The sequence below is a fragment of the Paracoccus broussonetiae genome, assembly GCF_031854425.1.
Classification (GTDB): Bacteria; Pseudomonadota; Alphaproteobacteria; order Rhodobacterales; family Rhodobacteraceae; genus Paracoccus; species Paracoccus broussonetiae.
This window is the reverse complement of sequence record NZ_JAVRQI010000011.1, coordinates 129,017-146,471: the sequence shown is the minus strand read 5'-3', so window position 1 is coordinate 146,471 and position 17,455 is coordinate 129,017. Positions and strand designations below refer to the sequence as shown.

Sequence of the window (17,455 nt, the reverse complement as noted above, 5' to 3'; positions counted from 1 at the left end):
TTGTCCGTGTTTCGCTATCCCCTTGACGATCAAAGGGGTGACGAGATGGCCATGGAAAAGAACTTCGACGCGAGCACGGCCGAGGCGCGGATCGCGGGTGAATGGGCGGCGAGCGATGCTTTCGCCGCTGGAGCCAATGCGAAACCGGGGGCGGACAGCTTTTCGGTCGTGATCCCGCCGCCCAACGTGACCGGCAGTCTGCATATCGGTCACGCGCTGAACAACACGCTGCAGGACATCCTGGTGCGCTGGCACCGGATGCGCGGCTTCGACACGCTGTGGCAGCCGGGCCAGGACCATGCGGGGATCGCCACCCAGATGGTCGTCGAGCGCCAGATGGCCCAGCGTCAGGAACCGAACCGCCGCGAGATCGGGCGCGAGGCCTTTCTGCAGAAGGTCTGGGCCTGGAAACAGGAATCCGGCGATACGATCATCGGTCAGTTGAAGCGTCTTGGCGCCTCCTGCGACTGGTCGCGCAACGCCTTTACCATGTCGGGCGCCCCCGGTGCCCCCAAGGGTCAGGAAGGCAACTTCCACGACGCCGTCATCAAGGTCTTCGTCGAGATGCACGACAAGGGCCTGATCTATCGCGGCAAGCGGCTGGTGAACTGGGATCCCCATTTCGAAACCGCGATCAGCGATCTTGAAGTCGAGAACCGCGAGGTTCCCGGCCATATGTGGCACTTCAAGTATCCGCTGGCCGGTGGCGAAACCTATGAATATGTCGAGCGGGACGAGGACGGGACCGTCATCCTGCGCGAGACGCGCAACTATATCAGCATCGCCACCACGCGCCCCGAAACCATGCTGGGCGATGGCGCGGTCGCGGTTCACCCCGACGATGCCCGCTATGCCCCGATCGTCGGCAAGCTGGTCGAGATCCCCGTCGGGCCGAAGCACCTGCGCCGCCTGATCCCGATCATCACCGACGAATATCCGGACCCGAATTTCGGCTCGGGCGCCGTCAAGATCACCGGCGCGCATGACTTCAACGACTATGGCGTCGCCACCCGCAACGACATCCCGCTTTACGCGCTGATGGACGGCAAGGGCGCGATGCGCCAGGACGGCCTCAGCTATGCCGAAAGCGCCGGGATCGCGTCCCGCGCGGCGCGCGGCGAGGATGTCGGCGACGTCTCGAACGTGAACCTCGTCCCTGATGACCTGCGCGGGTTGGACCGGTTCGAGGCCCGCAAGGCGGTGATCGAGCAGATCAACGCAGAGGGTCTGGCCGTCACCTATCTGCACAAGGAAATCGACAAGGAAACCGGGGCCGAGCACCTGGAACGCCGCCCTCTGGTCGAAGCAAAGCCGATCATGCAGCCCTTCGGCGACCGCTCGGGCGTGGTGATCGAGCCGATGCTGACCGACCAGTGGTTCGTCGATACCGCCAAGATCGTGGGGCCCGCGCTGGAAGCCGTGCGTTCGGGCGCGACGAAGATCCTGCCCGAGCAGCATGAAAAGGTCTATTTCCATTGGCTTGAGAATATCGAGCCCTGGACCATCAGTCGTCAGCTGTGGTGGGGCCACCAGATCCCGGTCTGGTATGGGCTGGACATGGGCCGCGAAGGCCAAGTCGATGACGACAATGACGGCGCGCTGGACGATGTCGAGATCTTCGCCCTGCTGGAGGAAGGCCTTGTCCATCGTGACGAGATCCACCATGCCGCCGCGCATTTCTCCGAGGTGGTCGAGAAGTTCCGCGACAGCATCGCGGGCCTGCCCCAGCCGCTGGAAATCGCCCGCGTGATCGAGGTTGCCGATCGCGAGGCAGCAATCGACGCATTTTCGCAGGGTCTGGCCGATTACAACCTGACGCAGGATCCGACCAGGCTGGTCTATCCCGTCTGGCGCGACCCGGACGTGCTGGATACCTGGTTCTCGTCCGGCCTGTGGCCGATCGGAACGCTGGGCTGGCCGGAACAGACGCCGGAACTGGCGCGCTATTTCCCGACCAGCACGCTGATCACCGGCTTCGACATCATCTTCTTCTGGGTCGCCCGGATGATGATGATGCAACTGGCCGTCGTCGGCGACGTCCCCTTCCGCACCGTCTATGTGCACGGGCTGGTGCGCGACGAGAAGGGCGCGAAGATGTCGAAGTCGAAAGGCAACGTCATCGACCCGCTGACGCTGATCGACGAATATGGCGCGGATGCGCTGCGCTTTACCCTGACCAGCATGGCGGCAATGGGCCGCGATCCGAAGCTGGGGCCGAAGCATGTCGAGGCGAATCGCAACTTCGTCACCAAGATCTGGAACGCGACCCGCTTTGCCGAGATGAACGGCGTGCGCGGCGGTGGCGCGCGCCCCGAGCCCACCCATGTCGTGAACCGCTGGATCATCGGCGAGGTCGCCCGCATCCGCATCGCGACCGACGAGGCGCTGGCCAGCTATCGTTTCAACGATGCGGCGACCGGGCTTTACGCCTTTGTCTGGGGCAAGGTCTGCGACTGGTATGTCGAATTCTCGAAACCGCTGTTCGATGGCGAATATCGGGACGAGACGCTGGCGACGATGGGCTGGGTTCTGGACCAGTGCTACACCATGCTGCATCCGATCATGCCGTTCCTGACCGAAGAGCTTTGGGCGCTGACCGGAGATCGTCCGAAGATGCTGGTCCACGGCGACTGGCCGGAATTCGGTGCCGAGCTGATCGACGCCGATGCCGATCGCCAGATGAACTGGGTGATCCAGCTGATCGAGAATATCCGTTCCGCCCGCGCGCAGATCGGCGTGCCGGCCGGGGCGCGCCCCGACCTGATCGTGACCGAAGCGGACGAGGCCGCACGCGAAGCCCTGGCCGCGAACGGTCCGCTGATCGAGCGGCTGGCGCGCGTCAATCCGCCCGCTGCCGGCAAGATGGGTCCGGGCATGATCTCGGTCGCGGCGCTGGGGGCAAGCTTTGCCCTGCCAGTGGGCGAGATGATCGACGTGAAGGCCGAAACCGCCCGGCTGGAGAAATCCGCGGCCAAGACCGAAAAGGACGCGACCGGACTGCGCGGGCGGCTTTCGAACCCGAAGTTCGTCGAACATGCCGAACCCGAGGTGATCGAGGAAACCCGCGACAAACTGGCCGCGCTTGAAGACGACGTGGCCCGCATCCGTGCGGCGCTGGCGCAATTGGCGGCCATGTGACCCTGCCCCCGCGCCGCCCCGGTGGCGCGGTCAAGATGGGTATTTGAAAAACGGTGAAGGCCGGGCATCCGCAGGAATGCCCGGCCTTTTTCTGCCTGCGTTCAGTTCGTGAAGGCGTCGATCAGGTTCATGACGGCCAGCACCTTCCGGGTGCCGCTGTCGACGCGATAGATGCGGTCGTCGTCACGATAGTAATCCCAGCCCCGCCGCTGCTCGAGGTCATAGCGGTGCGGGTCGCGGATCACGATGTAATCTCCGACTCGCAGCGTATCACCGACGCGGTTCCCGTATTTGCGGGCCTGGCCGGGCGGGATGCAGGGCGGGTTCTTCTTGGCGAGTCCCGGCGGGCAGTCGGCGACATAATTGCTTCGCCCGTGATAGTCGCCGTGCTTGCCCTGATCGTGGCCATAGCGCGCGTGCTCTTTGCCGTTCCCGTTGCCATGGCCTTTCCCATTGCCGGGATCGGCCATCGCGGGCGCCGCGCCAAGAGTGGCAAGCACCAATCCCGCGGCGGCCAATCTGGATGCGAGCTTCATTGTCCTGCTCCTGAACCTTCTTGATCCAGGATAACGCGCAACGACCGGTTCCGGCCCCACGGAAGCAAGGGGACCGGCAAGGAATCGCCTGCGCCGGATTTCAGCTCGCAGCCGACCTGACCTGCTGGCACAGAGGATGACCGTTCCTGACATGGCGTTCGACCAGCTTGCCGATCCGGCGTGGCGCGGCAAGCTGGCGCGCCGGAACCGGCGCGAAACCGGGCAAGGCGATCTCGGGGAAGATGAGCGCGATCTCTCGCCGCGCCTCGGCCCCCAGCGCGCGCAGGGCAATCTGCCCGACCAGCAGGGTTTCCGAGGGCGCGCCATTCGCGATCACGACCTGATGGCGGTCCAGCAGGATGTGGAAATACTCGACCGATTGCGCCGCTTCCTCGGCAATGCCGGGTTGCCCGAGAAGCTTCTTGGCAGGAACAAGGACTTCGTCTGTATCGAACAGCCTGCGCACGATGGGCGAGGACAGCAGCATCCGGTGCTGGGGCGAAACGACAAGATCGGTTTCCGGCAGGCCCGGCCCGAGTGCCCCCGCGGCGATGCGGATCGGGCGCAGGTTCGGCAGCCGCGCCAGTGTCCCGCGACTGAGCCGGCGCGACCCGATCCAGCGGATCGGCTGCGGTCCCTGGTCAAGCGTGGTGACAAGATCGCCGACGGCCAGTTCCTCGATCAGGCGGGGGCCGTCGGGCGTCGTAATCCATGTGCCGCGCGTGAAGCAGACCACGACCAGATCGTCCAGCGCGATGCCGCCATTGTCCATCGGCACCACGGGCTTGCTTACACCCGGGGTGAAGGTGCCGTCGGTCGTGATGAAGATGGTGCCATTGACGCTGTCCACCTCCTCGCCCGTTTCGGAGTCGTGGAAATAGAACCCCCCGCTGTAGCTGCAGGTATTGCCGCTGTACTGGTTGTTGGTCGACAACTCGCTGGCCTGCGAGCCTTGCCCCGCGACGTAGTAATCGGCGGTCCCGTCCCCGTCAGCATCGATTTCGAAGCTCGATACCGGCGTATCGTCGGGGATATAGGGGTCGGGAGTGCCGTCGCCATCCAGATCCTCGTCATCGACGATATACTGGTCGTCGATGGTGATCGTGACCACGGCATCCGCCGGATCATAGCCTTGCGAGATCAGGAAATCGTTGATCGGCAATGACGTGGGGGTAATGACCGTCTCACCTGCCTGCTGGTTGGTCGATCCAACCGCGACGGCGTCGGGGGGAAGAATGTAAGTCGCCATTGCTCAGCTCCGATGGGGAGGAAAAGTGGAGGCTCGTCATCTCAATATCCCCTCAGCTAGCCAGCAAAAAGGCAGTGGCGCAAGGGTGAATGCCGCGCCGCAGCGGCTGAGTGGCGAGCTTTCGATCTCGCCATGTGTTGCGACCGCAACAAAGTGTTTGACCGAAGCCCCCGGCTCGCCTATGCAGATCCGAACGTCGCCGGGGGAGAAGGCGGCGCATTCTGATGATCATCCACGGCAAGTTTGCTGACCGCGAAGCCATGCTTTCGCGCGCCGGCCGCGGCTTGCCGCATTTCGGGGAGGCGAGATGGCACATACGATCATGGTGGACCGGGCGCGGGGCAAGGCAGGCGACGGGCGCTGGACGCCACTGCGCGTGGCCGTCATCCTGATCTGCTTTCTGCTGAACGCGATTGACGGCATGGACATCGTGATCATGTCCTATATCGCGCCGTCGCTGAAGTCCTCGTGGCAATTGGGCCCCGAGGCGCTGGGGGTTGTTTTCAGCACCTCGCTGGCGGGCATGGCGGTCGGCGGACTGTTCATCGCGCCGCTGGCCGACCGCTTCGGGCGCAGGCCGCTGATCGTGGCGCTGTTGACGCTGATCACTGCCAGCATGCTGCTGTCGAGCCGGGTGCAGAACGTCACCGAACTGGTGATCCTGCGCGCGATCATCGGCATGGCCGTGGGGGCATTCCTGGCCAGCGTCAGCACGATCGCGGCGGAGTACGCGCCGCCGGGCCAGCAAGGCATGATCGTCGCCGGGACCATCGCGGGCTATCCGCTGGGTGCGGTCCTGACAGGGCTGGTCGTGGCCCATGCGCTGCCCGTCCACGGCTGGCGCGCGATGCTGGCCGGGGCGGGCTTCGTGTCGCTGGCGATCCTGCCGCTGGTGGTGGTGCTTCTGCCCGAATCCATCGACTATCTGAAACGGGTCCAGCCCAAGGATGCGCTGGCCCGACTGAACCGCCTGCTGGGGCGGCTGGGAGAGACCGCCCTGCCGTCGCTGCCGCCACGGATCTCGGGCAGCAGGATCTCGCCCGCAACCATCTTCCGTGACGGACGGCTGGCTGGGACGCTGTGCCTGTGGATCGCGGTGATCATGGGGTTCATGACCTTTTACTTCCTTGTCTCGTGGATCACCCAGCTTTCGGTGCAATCAGGCCTTGCGGTCGAGAACGCCATCTATGCCGGAGCCCTGTTCAACCTGGGCGGCTTTGTCGGGACCTTCGTCATCGGTGGCATCGCCATCCGGATCGGCCTGCAACGCGCCACCTTTGCCGCAATGCTGTGTGGCGCGGTCGTGGTCGCGGCCTTCGGCTATCTGTCGGTGACGCTGGCGGTCACGCTGGCCTTGGCCTTCCTGGCCGGCTTCACCACCAATGGAGGTTTCAATTCGTTTTACGCGCTGGCCGCTGCGCTTTATCCTTCCGAGATCCGCTCGACCGGGATCGGCTGGGCCATGGGGATCGGCCGCATCGGCGCGGTCATCGGGCCGATGCTGGGCGGCGTGCTGATCGGACAGGGTCTTGGCCTGCCTGCGCTGCTGGCCGTCTTTGCCATCCCGCTTCTGATCGCAGGCATCGCGGCACTGTTCGTCCGCGGCCGCAATCCGGCATGACTGAAAGGAACCCCGCCATGTCCGCAACCAACAGCCATGATGTCGTCGTCGTCGGATCGGGCGCCGCCGGACTGACCGCCGCCATTACCGCGCGCAAATCCGGCCTGACGGTGATCGTGCTGGAAAAGGCGCCGGTCTTTGGCGGCACCACGGCCTTTTCGGGCGGCGTCGCCTGGATCCCCGGGAACCCGCATTTCGAGGATCGTTCCCCCGAACAGGGCGGAACCAGGGTCGATCGCGAGGCTGTCCACACCTATATGCGCCACGAAGCCGGGCCGAACTACAACCGCGCCTTTGTCGACGCCTATCTGGATTTCGGCCCGCGCATGCTGCGCTTCATGGAGGCCGAGACCGAGGTGGCCTTCGTCCCCTCGATTTATCCCGACTATCACCCCGAAGCGCCGGGCGGTGTCCAGATCGGCCGCTCGATCACGGCCGCGCCCTATGACGCGCGGCGTCTGGGAGCCGAGCTGGCGCGCCTGCGCCCGCCGTTGAAGACCATCACCTTCATGGGAATGATGTTCAATTCGTCGAACAACGACCTGAAGCATTTCTTCAACTTCACCCGCTCGCCCGTCTCGGCCGCCTATGTCGCGAAGCGGCTTGGGGTGCATCTGCTGCATCTGCTGCGCTATCGCCGCGGGGTGCAGTTGACATCGGGCAATGCGCTGGCGGCGCGGTTGGCGAAATCGGCGCTGGATCTGGGGATCAGGATCGAGACCGGGGCAACCGTCACCGAGCTTCTGCAAGCGGATGGCCGCGTCATCGGGGTCGCCGCGATCATCGACGGGGAAAGGCGCGAATTTTCCGCGACCCGTGGCGTCCTGCTGGCGGCGGGCGGCTTTGCCCGCGATCCCCTGCGCACCCGCTCCATCTATCCGCATCTGCGCGAGGGGGGCGAGCATTTCACCCCGGTCCCCGAAGGAAATACCGGCGACGGCATCACGCTGGGCGAGGCTGCAGGCGGCCACCTGTCCACCGGCCTGCCCAATGCCGCCGCCTGGATGCCCGTCTCGAAGGTGCCGTTCCCCGGCGGAGATGTCGCCTTTCCGCATCTGGTCGACCGCTACAAGCCGGGCTTCATCATGGTGACGCCCGCGGGGCGGCGCTTCGTGAACGAAAGCTCGTCCTATCACGATGTCGGTGCGGCCATGATCGAAGCCTGCCGTGGCACCGGCAAGACCGAGGCGTGGCTGATCGCGGATCACCGCACCATCCGCAAATACGGAATCGGCTTCGTGAAACCCTATCCGATGCCGCTGTCGCCACATCTGCGTTCGGGCTATCTGCGGCGAGGGAAGACGGTGCAGGATCTGGCTCAGCAGATCGGCGTCCCCCCCGAGGCTCTGGCGCATGAGATCGACACCTACAACCTTGGCGCGCGCCGGGGCGAGGACGTGCAGTTCGGTCGCGGCAGTTCCGGCTTCAACCGATATCTTGGCGATGCGGCGCACAAGCCCAATCCCAATGTCGCGCCGGTCGAACAGGGACCGTTCTATGCGCTGCGGATCGTGATGGGGGATCTGGGGACATTCCCCGGACTTGTCACCGACACACGCGCGCGGGTGCTGGACGAACAGGATCGCCCGATTCCGGGGCTTTACGCGGCGGGGAACGACGCCGCCTCGATCATGGGCGGGGCTTATCCGGGTGCTGGCATCACCATCGGACCAGCCATGACCTTCGGCTATGTCGCCGCTTTGGCGCTGGCCGGAAAGCTGGATGACGACGCGACCTGCGAGCACACGCCCAATGCCGCCTGAGGAGAAGACGATGTTCACCGCCCCCCAAGACAGGCCGCTGGTCAACCTGCGCGTCTATACGATTACACCGCGCCGCATGGCCGAGTTCCTTGAGGTCTTCGATCGCCTGGCCATGCCCGTGCTGCTGCGTAGCCTGGGCGCACCGATCGGCTTTTACACGAGCACGGTCGGCACGCTGAACCAGGTCGTCCACCTGTGGGCCTATCGCGACATGGCGGATATGGAGGCGCGCTGGCACGCCCGCGACACGGACCCGGACTTTGCCGAATACATGCGCGCCTCGGCCCATCTGATCGTCGCGCAAGAGGACCGGCTGCTGCGGGCGGCCCCCCTGCCCTCGCTGGCGCGCTAGGCGGTTTCGGTTTCGGTGTCGGCGCGGGATTGTGCGTCCTCTTCAACCTTGGGAAGATTGATGATGAGCCGGTGCAGGAAGGACAGAAGCTGGTCGAATTCCTTGTCCGAGAAGCCGTCAAGCAGCGCGGCTTCGCGCGCGCGGGCAATGGGCAGAACCTGGCGGTGCAGCGCAAGCCCGGCTTCGGTCAGGTTCGCCTCGCGCTTGCGGCGGGCGGCGTCGCGCATCTCGACAAGGCCGCGCGCCTCCATCCCCGACAACGCCCGGCTGACCGAGCTTTTGTCCAGCCCGATGGAATTCGCCATCGAAATGACATTCGACCACGGCTCGACCGCCAGGTGACACAGGATGCGCCACTCGACCACGCCGATCTGGAACCGCTCATGATATTCCTGCGACGCGCCTGCACCAAGGCGGCTGGAAAAGCGCAGGCTGAGCGCCCCGATGCACCGGTTGAGGTCGAAATGATCGGATTGCATGAAACTCCCCCTGCCTTGTCCCGCGTGCGTCGCGTGAAGGGCATCCGGGCAGCACGAACGGGCACTGGCAGATTGCCTGACACCCCAAAGACATAAGCGATTTTGTTGCTTTCGCAACATATCATTTGGCAAGAGACAAGGAGAAACCGATGAGTTGGCTTGAACTTCAGGACAAGACCGTCGTCATCACCGGCGCAGGGGGCGGCATCGGGCGCGCGCTTTGCCAGGCTTTCGCGGCGCAGGGCGCACGCGTGGTCGCGCTGGACCGCGATGCTGCCGCGCTGGGGACATTGACCGAAGAACTGGGCCAGTCCGCTGTGGCGCTGGCCTGCGATCTGTCGAAGGGCGACGAGATCGAAGCCGCCGCCGCCCGCGTCGATGAGCTGGGCGGCGCGGATGTGCTGATCAACAATGCAGGCATCCTGCGACCCGGTCCCCTGGACAGCATTGCCGAAGCGGATTGGTCGGCGATGCTGCGCATCAACCTGACCGGCTACCTGCTGACCTCGCAGGCTTTCGGGCGGGCAATGCTGGCGCGTGGAGCCGGGGCGATCGTTCATGTCTCGTCGATTGCCGGAAGCCAGCCCCAGCCCGCCAGCGGGGCCTATTCCGCGTCGAAATCGGCGATCCTGATGCTATCGCGGCAAATGGCGCAGGAATGGGGCCCACGCGGGGTCCGTTCGAATTGCGTCAGTCCGGGCCTGGTGCGGACGCCGTTGTCCGAGGCCTTCTATGCCGATCCCGAAACCAAGGCCCGACGTGAAGAGATGGTGCCCCTGCGCCGCATCGCCGCGCCCGAGGACATGGCCGAGGTCGCGCTGTTCCTGGCCTCGCCCCGCGCCTCGTATGTCACCGGACAAGAGATCGTGGTCGATGGCGGCCTGTCGCAGTCGCTGATGGGGCTGGTGCCGCGTCCCGGATATTCCTGATCCGCGGATGGATGGCGGGGCACCTTGCGGCCCCCGCCAAAAGCTCAGGTGGTGATGGCGAATTCCGTCATCATACCGGTTTCCAGATGCGGCATGTGGTGGCAGTGCAGCATCCAGCGCGCGGCCTCGCCCGCGTCCAGTGCCACCGTCACCATCGCCATCGGCGGCACATAGACCGTATCGCGCCGCGCGCCGGAGAACCGCCGCCCGTTCACCTCGACCACCTGGAACGTATGTCCATGCAGGTGCATCGGGTGGCCCATCATCGACATGTTGTGGAACATGATCTCGACCCGTTCGCCCGAACGCGCGGTGACGGGAACATGCTCGCCCCAGACCTTGTCGTCGATCGTCCAGCGATAGGGCTGCATCGTGCCGCCCAGCATCAGCGCCCGGCTTGTCTGGACCTCTCGCGCCGGCAGCGGATCACTCGCGATCAGCCGCATTTCCTGCGCCATGTCGGTGTCGAAGGCCGCGGCGTTCTGGTCGGCCAAAGGCGTAAGCTTCGGCACCTTTGCCCCCGCCGTGGCCAGGATCAGGCCGGTGCGCTCCCGCGCCCCTTCGCGGATCGCCAGGATCGGCCATGACCCCGTACCCGGCAGTTCGATCTCCAGGTCAAGGCGCTGCGCCATCGCGATCCCGAAGCGGGTGCCGGTCAGGGGCTGGATGCCCTGCCCGTCGACCGCCACCAGCCGCGCCTGAACCCCGCCGGTATCGATCCAGAAGACCGTGGCGGCAGCGGCATTGACCACCCGCAGCAACACGCGGCCGTCCCGCTCGACCCGGATCACTTCGGGGTCGGACAGGGTGCGGTCGTTGGTCAGATAGGCGTCCCAGTCATAATCGTTCAGGTCCATCTGCATTGCGGCCATGCCAGACATGCCGGACATGTCGTGGCCCGACATGCCCGCATGGTCCATGCCGGCCATCGGCTGCTTCATCGGCATGGCGCCATGATCCATGCCTTCGTGACCCGAGGGCGCATGACCACCCGCAATCTCCTCCATCACCTCCTCGGGCGACTTGAAGGCAAAGTCATGCAGGAACATCACCACCTCTTGCCGGTCGGCCGCGATGTCGCTGGCACTGCGCACGATCAGCGGCGCGGCCAGCAGGCGCATTTCCTGCTTGGGGATATGAGAATGCATCCAGTAGGTGCCGGGAATTGCCGCATAGTCATAGCTTCGCGTCTCGCCAGGCTTCAGCTTCGGCATCGGCATGTCGGGCACGCCGTCCTGCGCATTTGGTGGAATCTGTCCGTGCCAGTGGATGATTGTCGGCTCTGGCAGATCGTTGGTCAGGTCGACTCGAAACCGCGCGCCGGGGTCCAGGATCAGCCCCTGCCCCGAGGGGCCCGCAAGCCCCCAGACCGAGGCCGCCCGCCCGTCGATGTCAAGCGTCCGGCTGGCGGCGCGCAGGCCAATTGCCGGGGGTTCGGCCATCCCGATGCGCGGGAACTGGACCATTGCCGATGCCGCGACGCCCGCGGCAAGAAAGCCGCGCCTGGTAAGAAGAGTCATCTTCGCCTCCGTGGGAATCCACGATTCCCCTCTGAAATCAGATTGTCGCACGCCACAGCGGCGTGCAGCTTCAGAGGAAGGAAGAATTGGGAGGGCGCTCGTTCAGCGGCGGCACCATTCCCTTGCCGATCCGCGCCGCGGGCAACGCATGAAAAGCGCGCGGCACCGGGACAGTGCGGAACGTGAGTGAAACCGGATCGATGGCCGCCCCTCCGGCACAGACCCAGGCGCAAACGGCAGCATCCGTGCCACAGCTACCCTTGCCATGGCAGGTCACCACGGTCCCGCGATGCGCATTATGCGCGCTGGCATGGTCCATCGCCATCTCATGGGTCATTTGCCCCGTAGCCATGCCGGTGGCGTGGGCCGCGGCCATATAGGGCGCAAGGCAAAGCGACAGGATCGCAAGGACGATGAACGCGAACCGCTTCATGCCGAAAGGTTAGCCGCCAACCTCAGCCAAAGTCCACCGCCTTCGCCCCAAAACCCGTCATCAGGACAGGCAAGCCCACGGCGTCGGGACACCAGACAACATTGCGCAACATCGCGAAATTCGGAATCGATCTTGATATTCTGGGAGGATCTGGTGGAGCCGAGGGGAATCGAACCCCTGGCCTCATCATTGCGAACGATGCGCTCTACCAACTGAGCTACGGCCCCACTGGCGGGGTAATTGGACCGGCCCGAGAGGAATGTCAAGACGCTCTGGAACGGGTCGCGGTTTCTGCAAAGCGAACCAGATCGGCGGCGGGGCGGGCACCGGCCTCGCGCGCGATCTCGCGACCGGCGCGGAACAGGATGAAGGCCGGAATCCCCCGGATATTCCATCGCTGGCTTGCCTTGGGATGGGCCTCGGTGTCGATCTTGACCAGCCGCACCCGACCCTTCAGATGTTGCGCCGCCTTCTCGAATTCCGGAGCCATCGCACGGCAGGGACCGCACCAAGGCGCCCAGAAGTCGACCAGCAATGGCAGATCGTCATTGCGCGCGGCCTTTTGCAGCGTGTCGAAATTAACGGAACGCAGCTTCGCGGGTATCAGCCCCTCGCCACAAATGCCGCATTTAGGACCGGCGGGCAGGCGTTCCTCGGGCAGGCGGTTCACCTGTCCGCAGGACAGGCAGGTCAGTTTCAGGGCGGGCATCGCGGGTCTCCGGGTCTTTGCACCCAAGATGATCCCGCGATGACCAATTTCAATGGGCCTTACTCGGCCGCCTCGGCATAGCTTTCCAGCGGCGGGCAGGTGCAGATCAGGTTGCGGTCGCCATAGGCGTTGTCGACGCGACCGACCGGCGGCCAGTATTTGTCGACGCGGAAGGCGCCCGGCGGGAAGCAACCCTGCTCGCGCGAATATTCGCGGTCCCAGTCAGCAACCAGATCCTCGACCGTATGCGGAGCATGGCGCAGGGGCGAGGCCTCGGCGCTGATGCGACCTTCGGCCACATCGGTGATCTCGGCCCGGATCGCCTGGAAGGCGGTGATCAGACGGTCTATCTCGGCCTTGGTCTCGGATTCGGTCGGTTCGACCATCAGCGTTCCGGCGACCGGCCAGCTCATCGTCGGCGCGTGGAAACCATTGTCGATCAGACGCTTGGCAATATCGTCCACGGTCACGCCATGCGCCTGGAACGGCCGCATGTCCAGAATGCATTCATGCGCGACGCGACCGCGATTGCCCATGAACAGCACCGGAAAGGATCCTGCCAGTCGGCTTGCGATGTAGTTCGCGTTCAGGATCGCGACACGGGTTGCCTGCGTGAGCCCCTCGCCCCCCATCATCTGGCAATAGGCCCAGCTGATCAGCAGGATCGAGGCCGACCCCCATGGCGCTGCCGAGACCGCACCCAGATCGCCGCTGCGCGGGTCCGAGGGCAGGAAGGGTGCCAGATGCGACTTGACCCCGATCGGACCCATGCCGGGGCCGCCGCCACCATGCGGGATGGCAAAGGTCTTGTGCAGGTTCAGGTGGCTGACATCGCCGCCGATCTCGCCGGGTTTCACCAGCCCGACCAGCGCGTTCATGTTCGCCCCGTCGATATAGACCTGCCCGCCATGCTTGTGCGTGATCTCGCAGACCTCGCGCACGGTGTCCTCGAAGACGCCATGGGTGCTGGGATAGGTGATCATCACCGCCGCCAGCCTGTCACCCGCCTTCGCCGCATGGGCCGCGAAATCCTCAAGGTCGATATCGCCGTTCGGGGCCGATTTCACCACCACGACCTTCATGCCGCACATCTGCGCGCTGGCCGGATTGGTGCCATGCGCACTGACCGGGATCAGGCAGATGTCCCGGTCCTCGCCGCGCGACTTGTGATAGGCGGCAATGGTCAGAAGACCGGCATATTCGCCCTGCGCGCCACTGTTCGGCTGCAAGGAAAACGCGTCATAGCCGGTGATCTCGCAAAGCTTCGCGGTCAGGTCGGCAAAGACTTCATGATAGCCGGCGGCCTGATCCTCCGGCGCGAAGGGATGCAGCGCGCCGAATTCCGGCCAAGTGATCGGCATCATCTCGGCGGCGGCATTCAGCTTCATCGTGCAGGACCCCAGCGGGATCATCGCGCGGTCCAGCGCCAGATCGCGGTCCGACAGGCGGCGCATATAGCGCATCATCTCGGATTCGGCCCGGTTCATGTGAAAGACCGGATGCGCAAGGTAGTCGCTTTCGCGGATCAGGTCCTCGGGGATGGCCGGAGCAGTCGCGGGCTTGGCCGGATCGGCGATGCCGAACGCGTCCAGAACGCGCGCGATCACGCCCGCATCCGTGGTCTCGTCGACCGAGATCCCGACGCGGTCACGACCGACGCGGCGCAGGTTGATGCCGCGATGGCGCGCCGCTGCAAGGATGCCCTGCTGGCCTACGCCGACGCGCACGGTGATGGTATCGAAAAAGGCTTCGGGCTCGACCTCGGCCCCTGCGGAGCGCAGGGCTTGGGCCAGCGTCGCCGCATTCAGGTGGACGCGCTGCGCGATGGCGCGCAGACCCACAGGCCCGTGGAATACGGCATAGAAACTTGCCATGACCGCCAGCAGCGCCTGCGCGGTGCAGACGTTCGAAGTCGCTTTCTCACGACGGATATGCTGCTCGCGGGTCTGCAGCGACAGGCGATAGGCCTTGTTGCCTTTTGCGTCGATCGACACACCGACGATGCGGCCCGGCATGGCGCGCTTCATTTCGTCACGGCAGGCCATGAAACCGGCATGCGGACCGCCATAACCCATCGGCACGCCGAAGCGCTGCGCCGAGCCGACGGCGATGTCCGCACCCATCGCGCCCGGCTCTTTCAGGACGCACAGTGCCAGCAGGTCGGTTGCGACGATGGCCACCGCACCCGCCGCGTGCAGGGCGGCGCATTCCCGCGAATAATCGCGGACTTCGCCGAAGGTGCCGGGATACTGGAAAATCGCCCCGAACACGGTCGAGGGATCGCACTCGGAACCACGGATGATTTCTATCCCCAGCGGCTCGGCGCGGGTTTCGATGACCGAGATGGTCTGCGGATGCAGATTGTCGCTGACGAAAAACGCCTTGGCCTTGGACTTCGCGACGCGCTGCGCCATCGCCATCGCCTCGGCCGCCGCAGTTGCCTCATCCAGAAGCGAGGCATTCGCGACCGGCAGGCCGGTAAGATCCGCAACCATGGTCTGGAAGTTCAGCAGCGCCTCAAGCCGACCCTGCGCGATTTCGGGCTGGTAGGGGGTATAGGCCGTGTACCAGGCCGGGTTCTCCAGGATGTTGCGCTGGATCGCGGGGGGCGTGACGGTCCCGTAATAGCCCTGCCCGATCAGGCTGGTCATCACGCGGTTGCGGCTGGCCACGTCGCGCATGCGCTGCAGAAGGGCGGCTTCGGACAAGGCGGGCCAGTCCAGCGCGCGGGATTGGCGGATGCCCGCGGGAACGGTCTGCTCGATCAGCGTGTCAAGGCTGTCGACGCCCACGGCCTTCAACATGGCCTCCATCTCGGCCGGAGAGGGGCCGATATGGCGGCGGTTGGCGAAGTCGTCGGGATTATAGGTGGTCGGGGTCCAGCGGGCCATATGCGCGTTCCAGTAAGATCGGTCCAACCGCACAAGGCGGCATTCACCGTTTCAGAAATACCCTCGGGGAGCCCGAGGGGGCAGACAGCCCCCTCGGCCACCGCCGGGCCGGATGGCCCGGCAGCGGTGGCTCAGCCGATCAGCTCGTTATAGGCGGCTTCGTCCATGAAGCCGGAAAGGTCGACCGAAGCCGGCTTGATCCGGAAGAACCAGGTCCCCATCGCATCGGAATTCACCGCGCCAGGCGCATCGGGCAGCGCCTCGTTGACGGCAGTGATGGTGCCCGCGACGGGGGCTGTGATGTCGGATGCCGCCTTGACGGATTCGATCACGACGATCTCCTCGCCCGCCTCGACCTCGCGGCCGATCTCGGGCAGCTCGATGAAGACGACGTCGCCCAGTTGTTCGCTGGCATGGGCGGTGATGCCGACGATGATCTCGTCGCCATCCTGTTTCAGCCACTCGTGGTCTTCGGTGTATTTCAGCATTGCCTGGCCTCTCAGCGCTTGTAGCTTGGTTTGTGGAAGGGGATGGGGGTCAGGGTCACCGGCAGGCGCTTGCCACGCAGCTCGGCGAAAACGGAAGCACCATCGGCAAGTCCGACCGGCAGGATCGCCATCGCGACCGGACCACCGACCGAGGGGCCGAACCCGCCCGAGCAGACCTGCCCGATACGGTGGCCACCTTCCGGCTTGTCGAAAATCTCGACGCCTTCTCGGATCGGGGCGCGGCCTTCGGGACGCAAGCCGTGGCGCGTCATCTCGGGACCGCGCGCCAGTTCGTCCAGCACCGTGTCCGCACCGGGGAAGCCGCCTTCGCGCGCACCGCCGGACCGGCGGACCTTGGGCACGGACCAGCCAAGCCCGGCGACGGCGGGTGTGGTCGCCGCGTCCATGTCGTGACCGTAAAGCGGCATCCCGGCTTCAAGCCGCAGGCTGTCGCGCGCGCCAAGGCCAATCGGCGCGACCTCGGGCTGGTCCAGAAGGGCGCGGGCAAAGGCCTCGGCCACGTCATCGGGGATCGAAATCTCGAACCCATCCTCGCCGGTATAGCCCGAGCGGCTGACCCACAGGGTCGCGCCCTGCCAGTCGAATTCCGCGACATCCATGAATTTCATCGCGGCAGCGCCCGGCACCAGCCGGGAAAGCACGACCTCGGCCTCGGGGCCCTGCAGCGCCAGCAGCGCCCGGCCCGCAATCGGTTCGACCGAAATGCCCTTGCCTTCCAGCAGGCGCAGATGGGCGATGTCCTGTTCGGCGCAGGCGGCGTTCACGACCAGGAACAGGTGGTCGCCCTTGTTCGCGATCATCAGGTCGTCAAGGATGCCACCCGCCGCATTGGTAAACAGGCCATAGCGCTGGCGCCCCTGCCCCAGCCCGGCGATATCGGCCGGAACCAGCGTTTCCAGCGCCGCAGCAACATCCGGCCCGCGCAGGATCACCTGCCCCATGTGGCTGACGTCGAAAAGCCCGGCTTTCGCGCGGGTATGCAGGTGTTCGCCCATGACCCCCATCGGGTATTGGACGGGCATGTCCCAGCCGGCAAAGGGAACCATCCTGGCGCCCAGCGCCAGATGCAGGTCGTGAAGTCTCGTTCGCCGAAGTTCGGCCATGGGCATCCCTCATCTGCGGACAGGCCTATCCCGTCCGTTCGATGCCCCCTCTGTCCCTACCCCAACCGGGGCGCCTGAGATCGTTATCCCTTCGGCGGGCGAGAAAAAATCGCCACTCTCCAGAGTCTTCGATGGAAAACGGTTCGTTGCGCCTGAGAGTTTACCGGGGCGGTTGCTCCTTCGGCCCTGGCCTCTGCCAGTGTCTCCCGATTTCCGACTTTCG

14 protein-coding genes, 1 tRNA gene and 1 riboswitch are annotated in these 17,455 nt (G+C 65.1%); of the genes, 5 read left to right on the top strand and 10 right to left on the bottom strand.

Annotated elements, in window-relative coordinates; genetic code table 11:
* Positions 1 to 45 precede the first annotated feature (45 nt).
* A complete protein-coding gene (locus RM190_RS15185; protein ID WP_311760303.1) occupies positions 46 to 3,138 on the top strand; it encodes a valine--tRNA ligase in 3,093 nt (1,030 codons plus the stop codon).
* A gap of 101 nt (positions 3,139 to 3,239) precedes the next feature.
* Here RM190_RS15185 and RM190_RS15180 read toward each other — a convergent pair whose 3' ends face one another.
* Both RM190_RS15180 and RM190_RS15175 read right to left on the bottom strand, forming a co-directional pair.
* Positions 3,240 to 3,674 (bottom strand): hypothetical protein, encoded by a 435-nt coding sequence (locus RM190_RS15180; RefSeq protein WP_311760302.1) that lies wholly within the window; start codon positions 3,672 to 3,674, stop codon positions 3,240 to 3,242.
* A gap of 100 nt (positions 3,675 to 3,774) precedes the next feature.
* Positions 3,775 to 4,923 carry a Hint domain-containing protein gene (locus RM190_RS15175; RefSeq protein WP_311760301.1) on the bottom strand — a complete coding sequence of 383 codons (1,149 nt, stop codon included), beginning with the start codon at positions 4,921 to 4,923 and terminating at the stop codon, positions 3,775 to 3,777.
* A gap of 307 nt (positions 4,924 to 5,230) precedes the next feature.
* Here RM190_RS15175 and RM190_RS15170 point away from each other — a divergent pair, with 307 nt between their 5' ends.
* From RM190_RS15170 to RM190_RS15160, 3 genes are read left to right on the top strand one after another with little or no spacing between them, the layout of a single operon-like run.
* Entirely contained in the window at positions 5,231 to 6,544 is a 1,314-nt protein-coding gene (locus RM190_RS15170) for an MFS transporter (RefSeq protein ID WP_311760300.1), read from the top strand.
* Positions 6,545 to 6,561: 17 nt separating this feature from the next.
* Positions 6,562 to 8,307 (top strand): FAD-dependent oxidoreductase, encoded by a 1,746-nt coding sequence (locus tag RM190_RS15165; RefSeq protein WP_311760299.1) that lies wholly within the window; start codon positions 6,562 to 6,564, stop codon positions 8,305 to 8,307.
* Positions 8,308 to 8,317: 10 nt separating this feature from the next.
* Positions 8,318 to 8,659, top strand: a complete 342-nt coding sequence (locus RM190_RS15160) for an NIPSNAP family protein (RefSeq protein ID WP_311760298.1) — start codon at positions 8,318 to 8,320, stop codon at positions 8,657 to 8,659.
* On the opposite strand, the gene RM190_RS15155 is transcribed toward RM190_RS15160, so the two are convergent.
* Entirely contained in the window at positions 8,656 to 9,138 is a 483-nt protein-coding gene (locus RM190_RS15155; RefSeq protein ID WP_311760297.1) for a MarR family winged helix-turn-helix transcriptional regulator, read from the bottom strand. The two genes, RM190_RS15160 and RM190_RS15155, sit on opposite strands and share 4 nt — an antisense overlap.
* Positions 9,139 to 9,287: 149 nt before the next feature.
* Here RM190_RS15155 and RM190_RS15150 point away from each other — a divergent pair, with 149 nt between their 5' ends.
* Positions 9,288 to 10,067, top strand: a complete 780-nt coding sequence (locus RM190_RS15150; protein ID WP_311760296.1) for an SDR family NAD(P)-dependent oxidoreductase — start codon at positions 9,288 to 9,290, stop codon at positions 10,065 to 10,067.
* 44 nt (positions 10,068 to 10,111) lie between these two features.
* Here RM190_RS15150 and RM190_RS15145 read toward each other — a convergent pair whose 3' ends face one another.
* From RM190_RS15145 to gcvT, 7 genes are all read right to left on the bottom strand, one after another.
* On the bottom strand, positions 10,112 to 11,587 hold the full coding sequence (locus tag RM190_RS15145; protein ID WP_311760295.1) for a multicopper oxidase family protein: 1,476 nt from the start codon (positions 11,585 to 11,587) through the stop codon (positions 10,112 to 10,114).
* Between the two features lie 70 nt (positions 11,588 to 11,657).
* Positions 11,658 to 12,020, bottom strand: a complete 363-nt coding sequence (locus tag RM190_RS15140) for a hypothetical protein (protein WP_311760294.1) — start codon at positions 12,018 to 12,020, stop codon at positions 11,658 to 11,660.
* A gap of 151 nt (positions 12,021 to 12,171) precedes the next feature.
* Positions 12,172 to 12,247, bottom strand: a tRNA-Ala gene (locus RM190_RS15135).
* Positions 12,248 to 12,282: 35 nt separating this feature from the next.
* A complete protein-coding gene (gene trxC / locus RM190_RS15130) occupies positions 12,283 to 12,729 on the bottom strand; it encodes a thioredoxin TrxC (RefSeq protein WP_311760293.1) in 447 nt (148 codons plus the stop codon).
* Between the two features lie 59 nt (positions 12,730 to 12,788).
* Positions 12,789 to 15,620, bottom strand: a complete 2,832-nt coding sequence (gcvP, locus tag RM190_RS15125) for an aminomethyl-transferring glycine dehydrogenase (protein ID WP_311760292.1) — start codon at positions 15,618 to 15,620, stop codon at positions 12,789 to 12,791.
* Positions 15,621 to 15,751: 131 nt separating this feature from the next.
* Positions 15,752 to 16,108 carry a glycine cleavage system protein GcvH gene (gene gcvH / locus RM190_RS15120; RefSeq protein WP_311760291.1) on the bottom strand — a complete coding sequence of 119 codons (357 nt, stop codon included), beginning with the start codon at positions 16,106 to 16,108 and terminating at the stop codon, positions 15,752 to 15,754.
* Positions 16,109 to 16,119: 11 nt separating this feature from the next.
* Positions 16,120 to 17,232 (bottom strand): glycine cleavage system aminomethyltransferase GcvT, encoded by a 1,113-nt coding sequence (gcvT, locus tag RM190_RS15115; RefSeq protein WP_311760290.1) that lies wholly within the window; start codon positions 17,230 to 17,232, stop codon positions 16,120 to 16,122.
* A gap of 129 nt (positions 17,233 to 17,361) precedes the next feature.
* Positions 17,362 to 17,451: riboswitch (glycine riboswitch) on the bottom strand.
* Between the last annotated feature and the right edge of the window lie 4 nt (positions 17,452 to 17,455).

Bases quoted from the DNA above. Each gene is read 5' to 3' on its own strand.
- RM190_RS15155 (WP_311760297.1), bottom strand. From the start codon at position 9,138: ATGCAATCCGATCATTTCGACCTCAACCGGTGCATCGGGGCGCTCAGC.
- trxC (WP_311760293.1), bottom strand. From the start codon at position 12,729: ATGCCCGCCCTGAAACTGACCTGCCTGTCCTGCGGACAGGTGAACCGC.
- gcvH (WP_311760291.1), bottom strand. From the start codon at position 16,108: ATGCTGAAATACACCGAAGACCACGAGTGGCTGAAACAGGATGGCGAC.
- RM190_RS15175 (WP_311760301.1), bottom strand. From the start codon at position 4,923: ATGGCGACTTACATTCTTCCCCCCGACGCCGTCGCGGTTGGATCGACC.
- RM190_RS15150 (WP_311760296.1), top strand. From the start codon at position 9,288: ATGAGTTGGCTTGAACTTCAGGACAAGACCGTCGTCATCACCGGCGCA.
- RM190_RS15185 (WP_311760303.1), top strand. From the start codon at position 46: ATGGCCATGGAAAAGAACTTCGACGCGAGCACGGCCGAGGCGCGGATC.
- RM190_RS15170 (WP_311760300.1), top strand. From the start codon at position 5,231: ATGGCACATACGATCATGGTGGACCGGGCGCGGGGCAAGGCAGGCGAC.
- RM190_RS15180 (WP_311760302.1), bottom strand. From the start codon at position 3,674: ATGAAGCTCGCATCCAGATTGGCCGCCGCGGGATTGGTGCTTGCCACT.
- RM190_RS15160 (WP_311760298.1), top strand. From the start codon at position 8,318: ATGTTCACCGCCCCCCAAGACAGGCCGCTGGTCAACCTGCGCGTCTAT.
- gcvP (WP_311760292.1), bottom strand. From the start codon at position 15,620: ATGGCCCGCTGGACCCCGACCACCTATAATCCCGACGACTTCGCCAAC.
- RM190_RS15140 (WP_311760294.1), bottom strand. From the start codon at position 12,020: ATGAAGCGGTTCGCGTTCATCGTCCTTGCGATCCTGTCGCTTTGCCTT.
- RM190_RS15165 (WP_311760299.1), top strand. From the start codon at position 6,562: ATGTCCGCAACCAACAGCCATGATGTCGTCGTCGTCGGATCGGGCGCC.
- gcvT (WP_311760290.1), bottom strand. From the start codon at position 17,232: ATGGCCGAACTTCGGCGAACGAGACTTCACGACCTGCATCTGGCGCTG.
- RM190_RS15145 (WP_311760295.1), bottom strand. From the start codon at position 11,587: ATGACTCTTCTTACCAGGCGCGGCTTTCTTGCCGCGGGCGTCGCGGCA.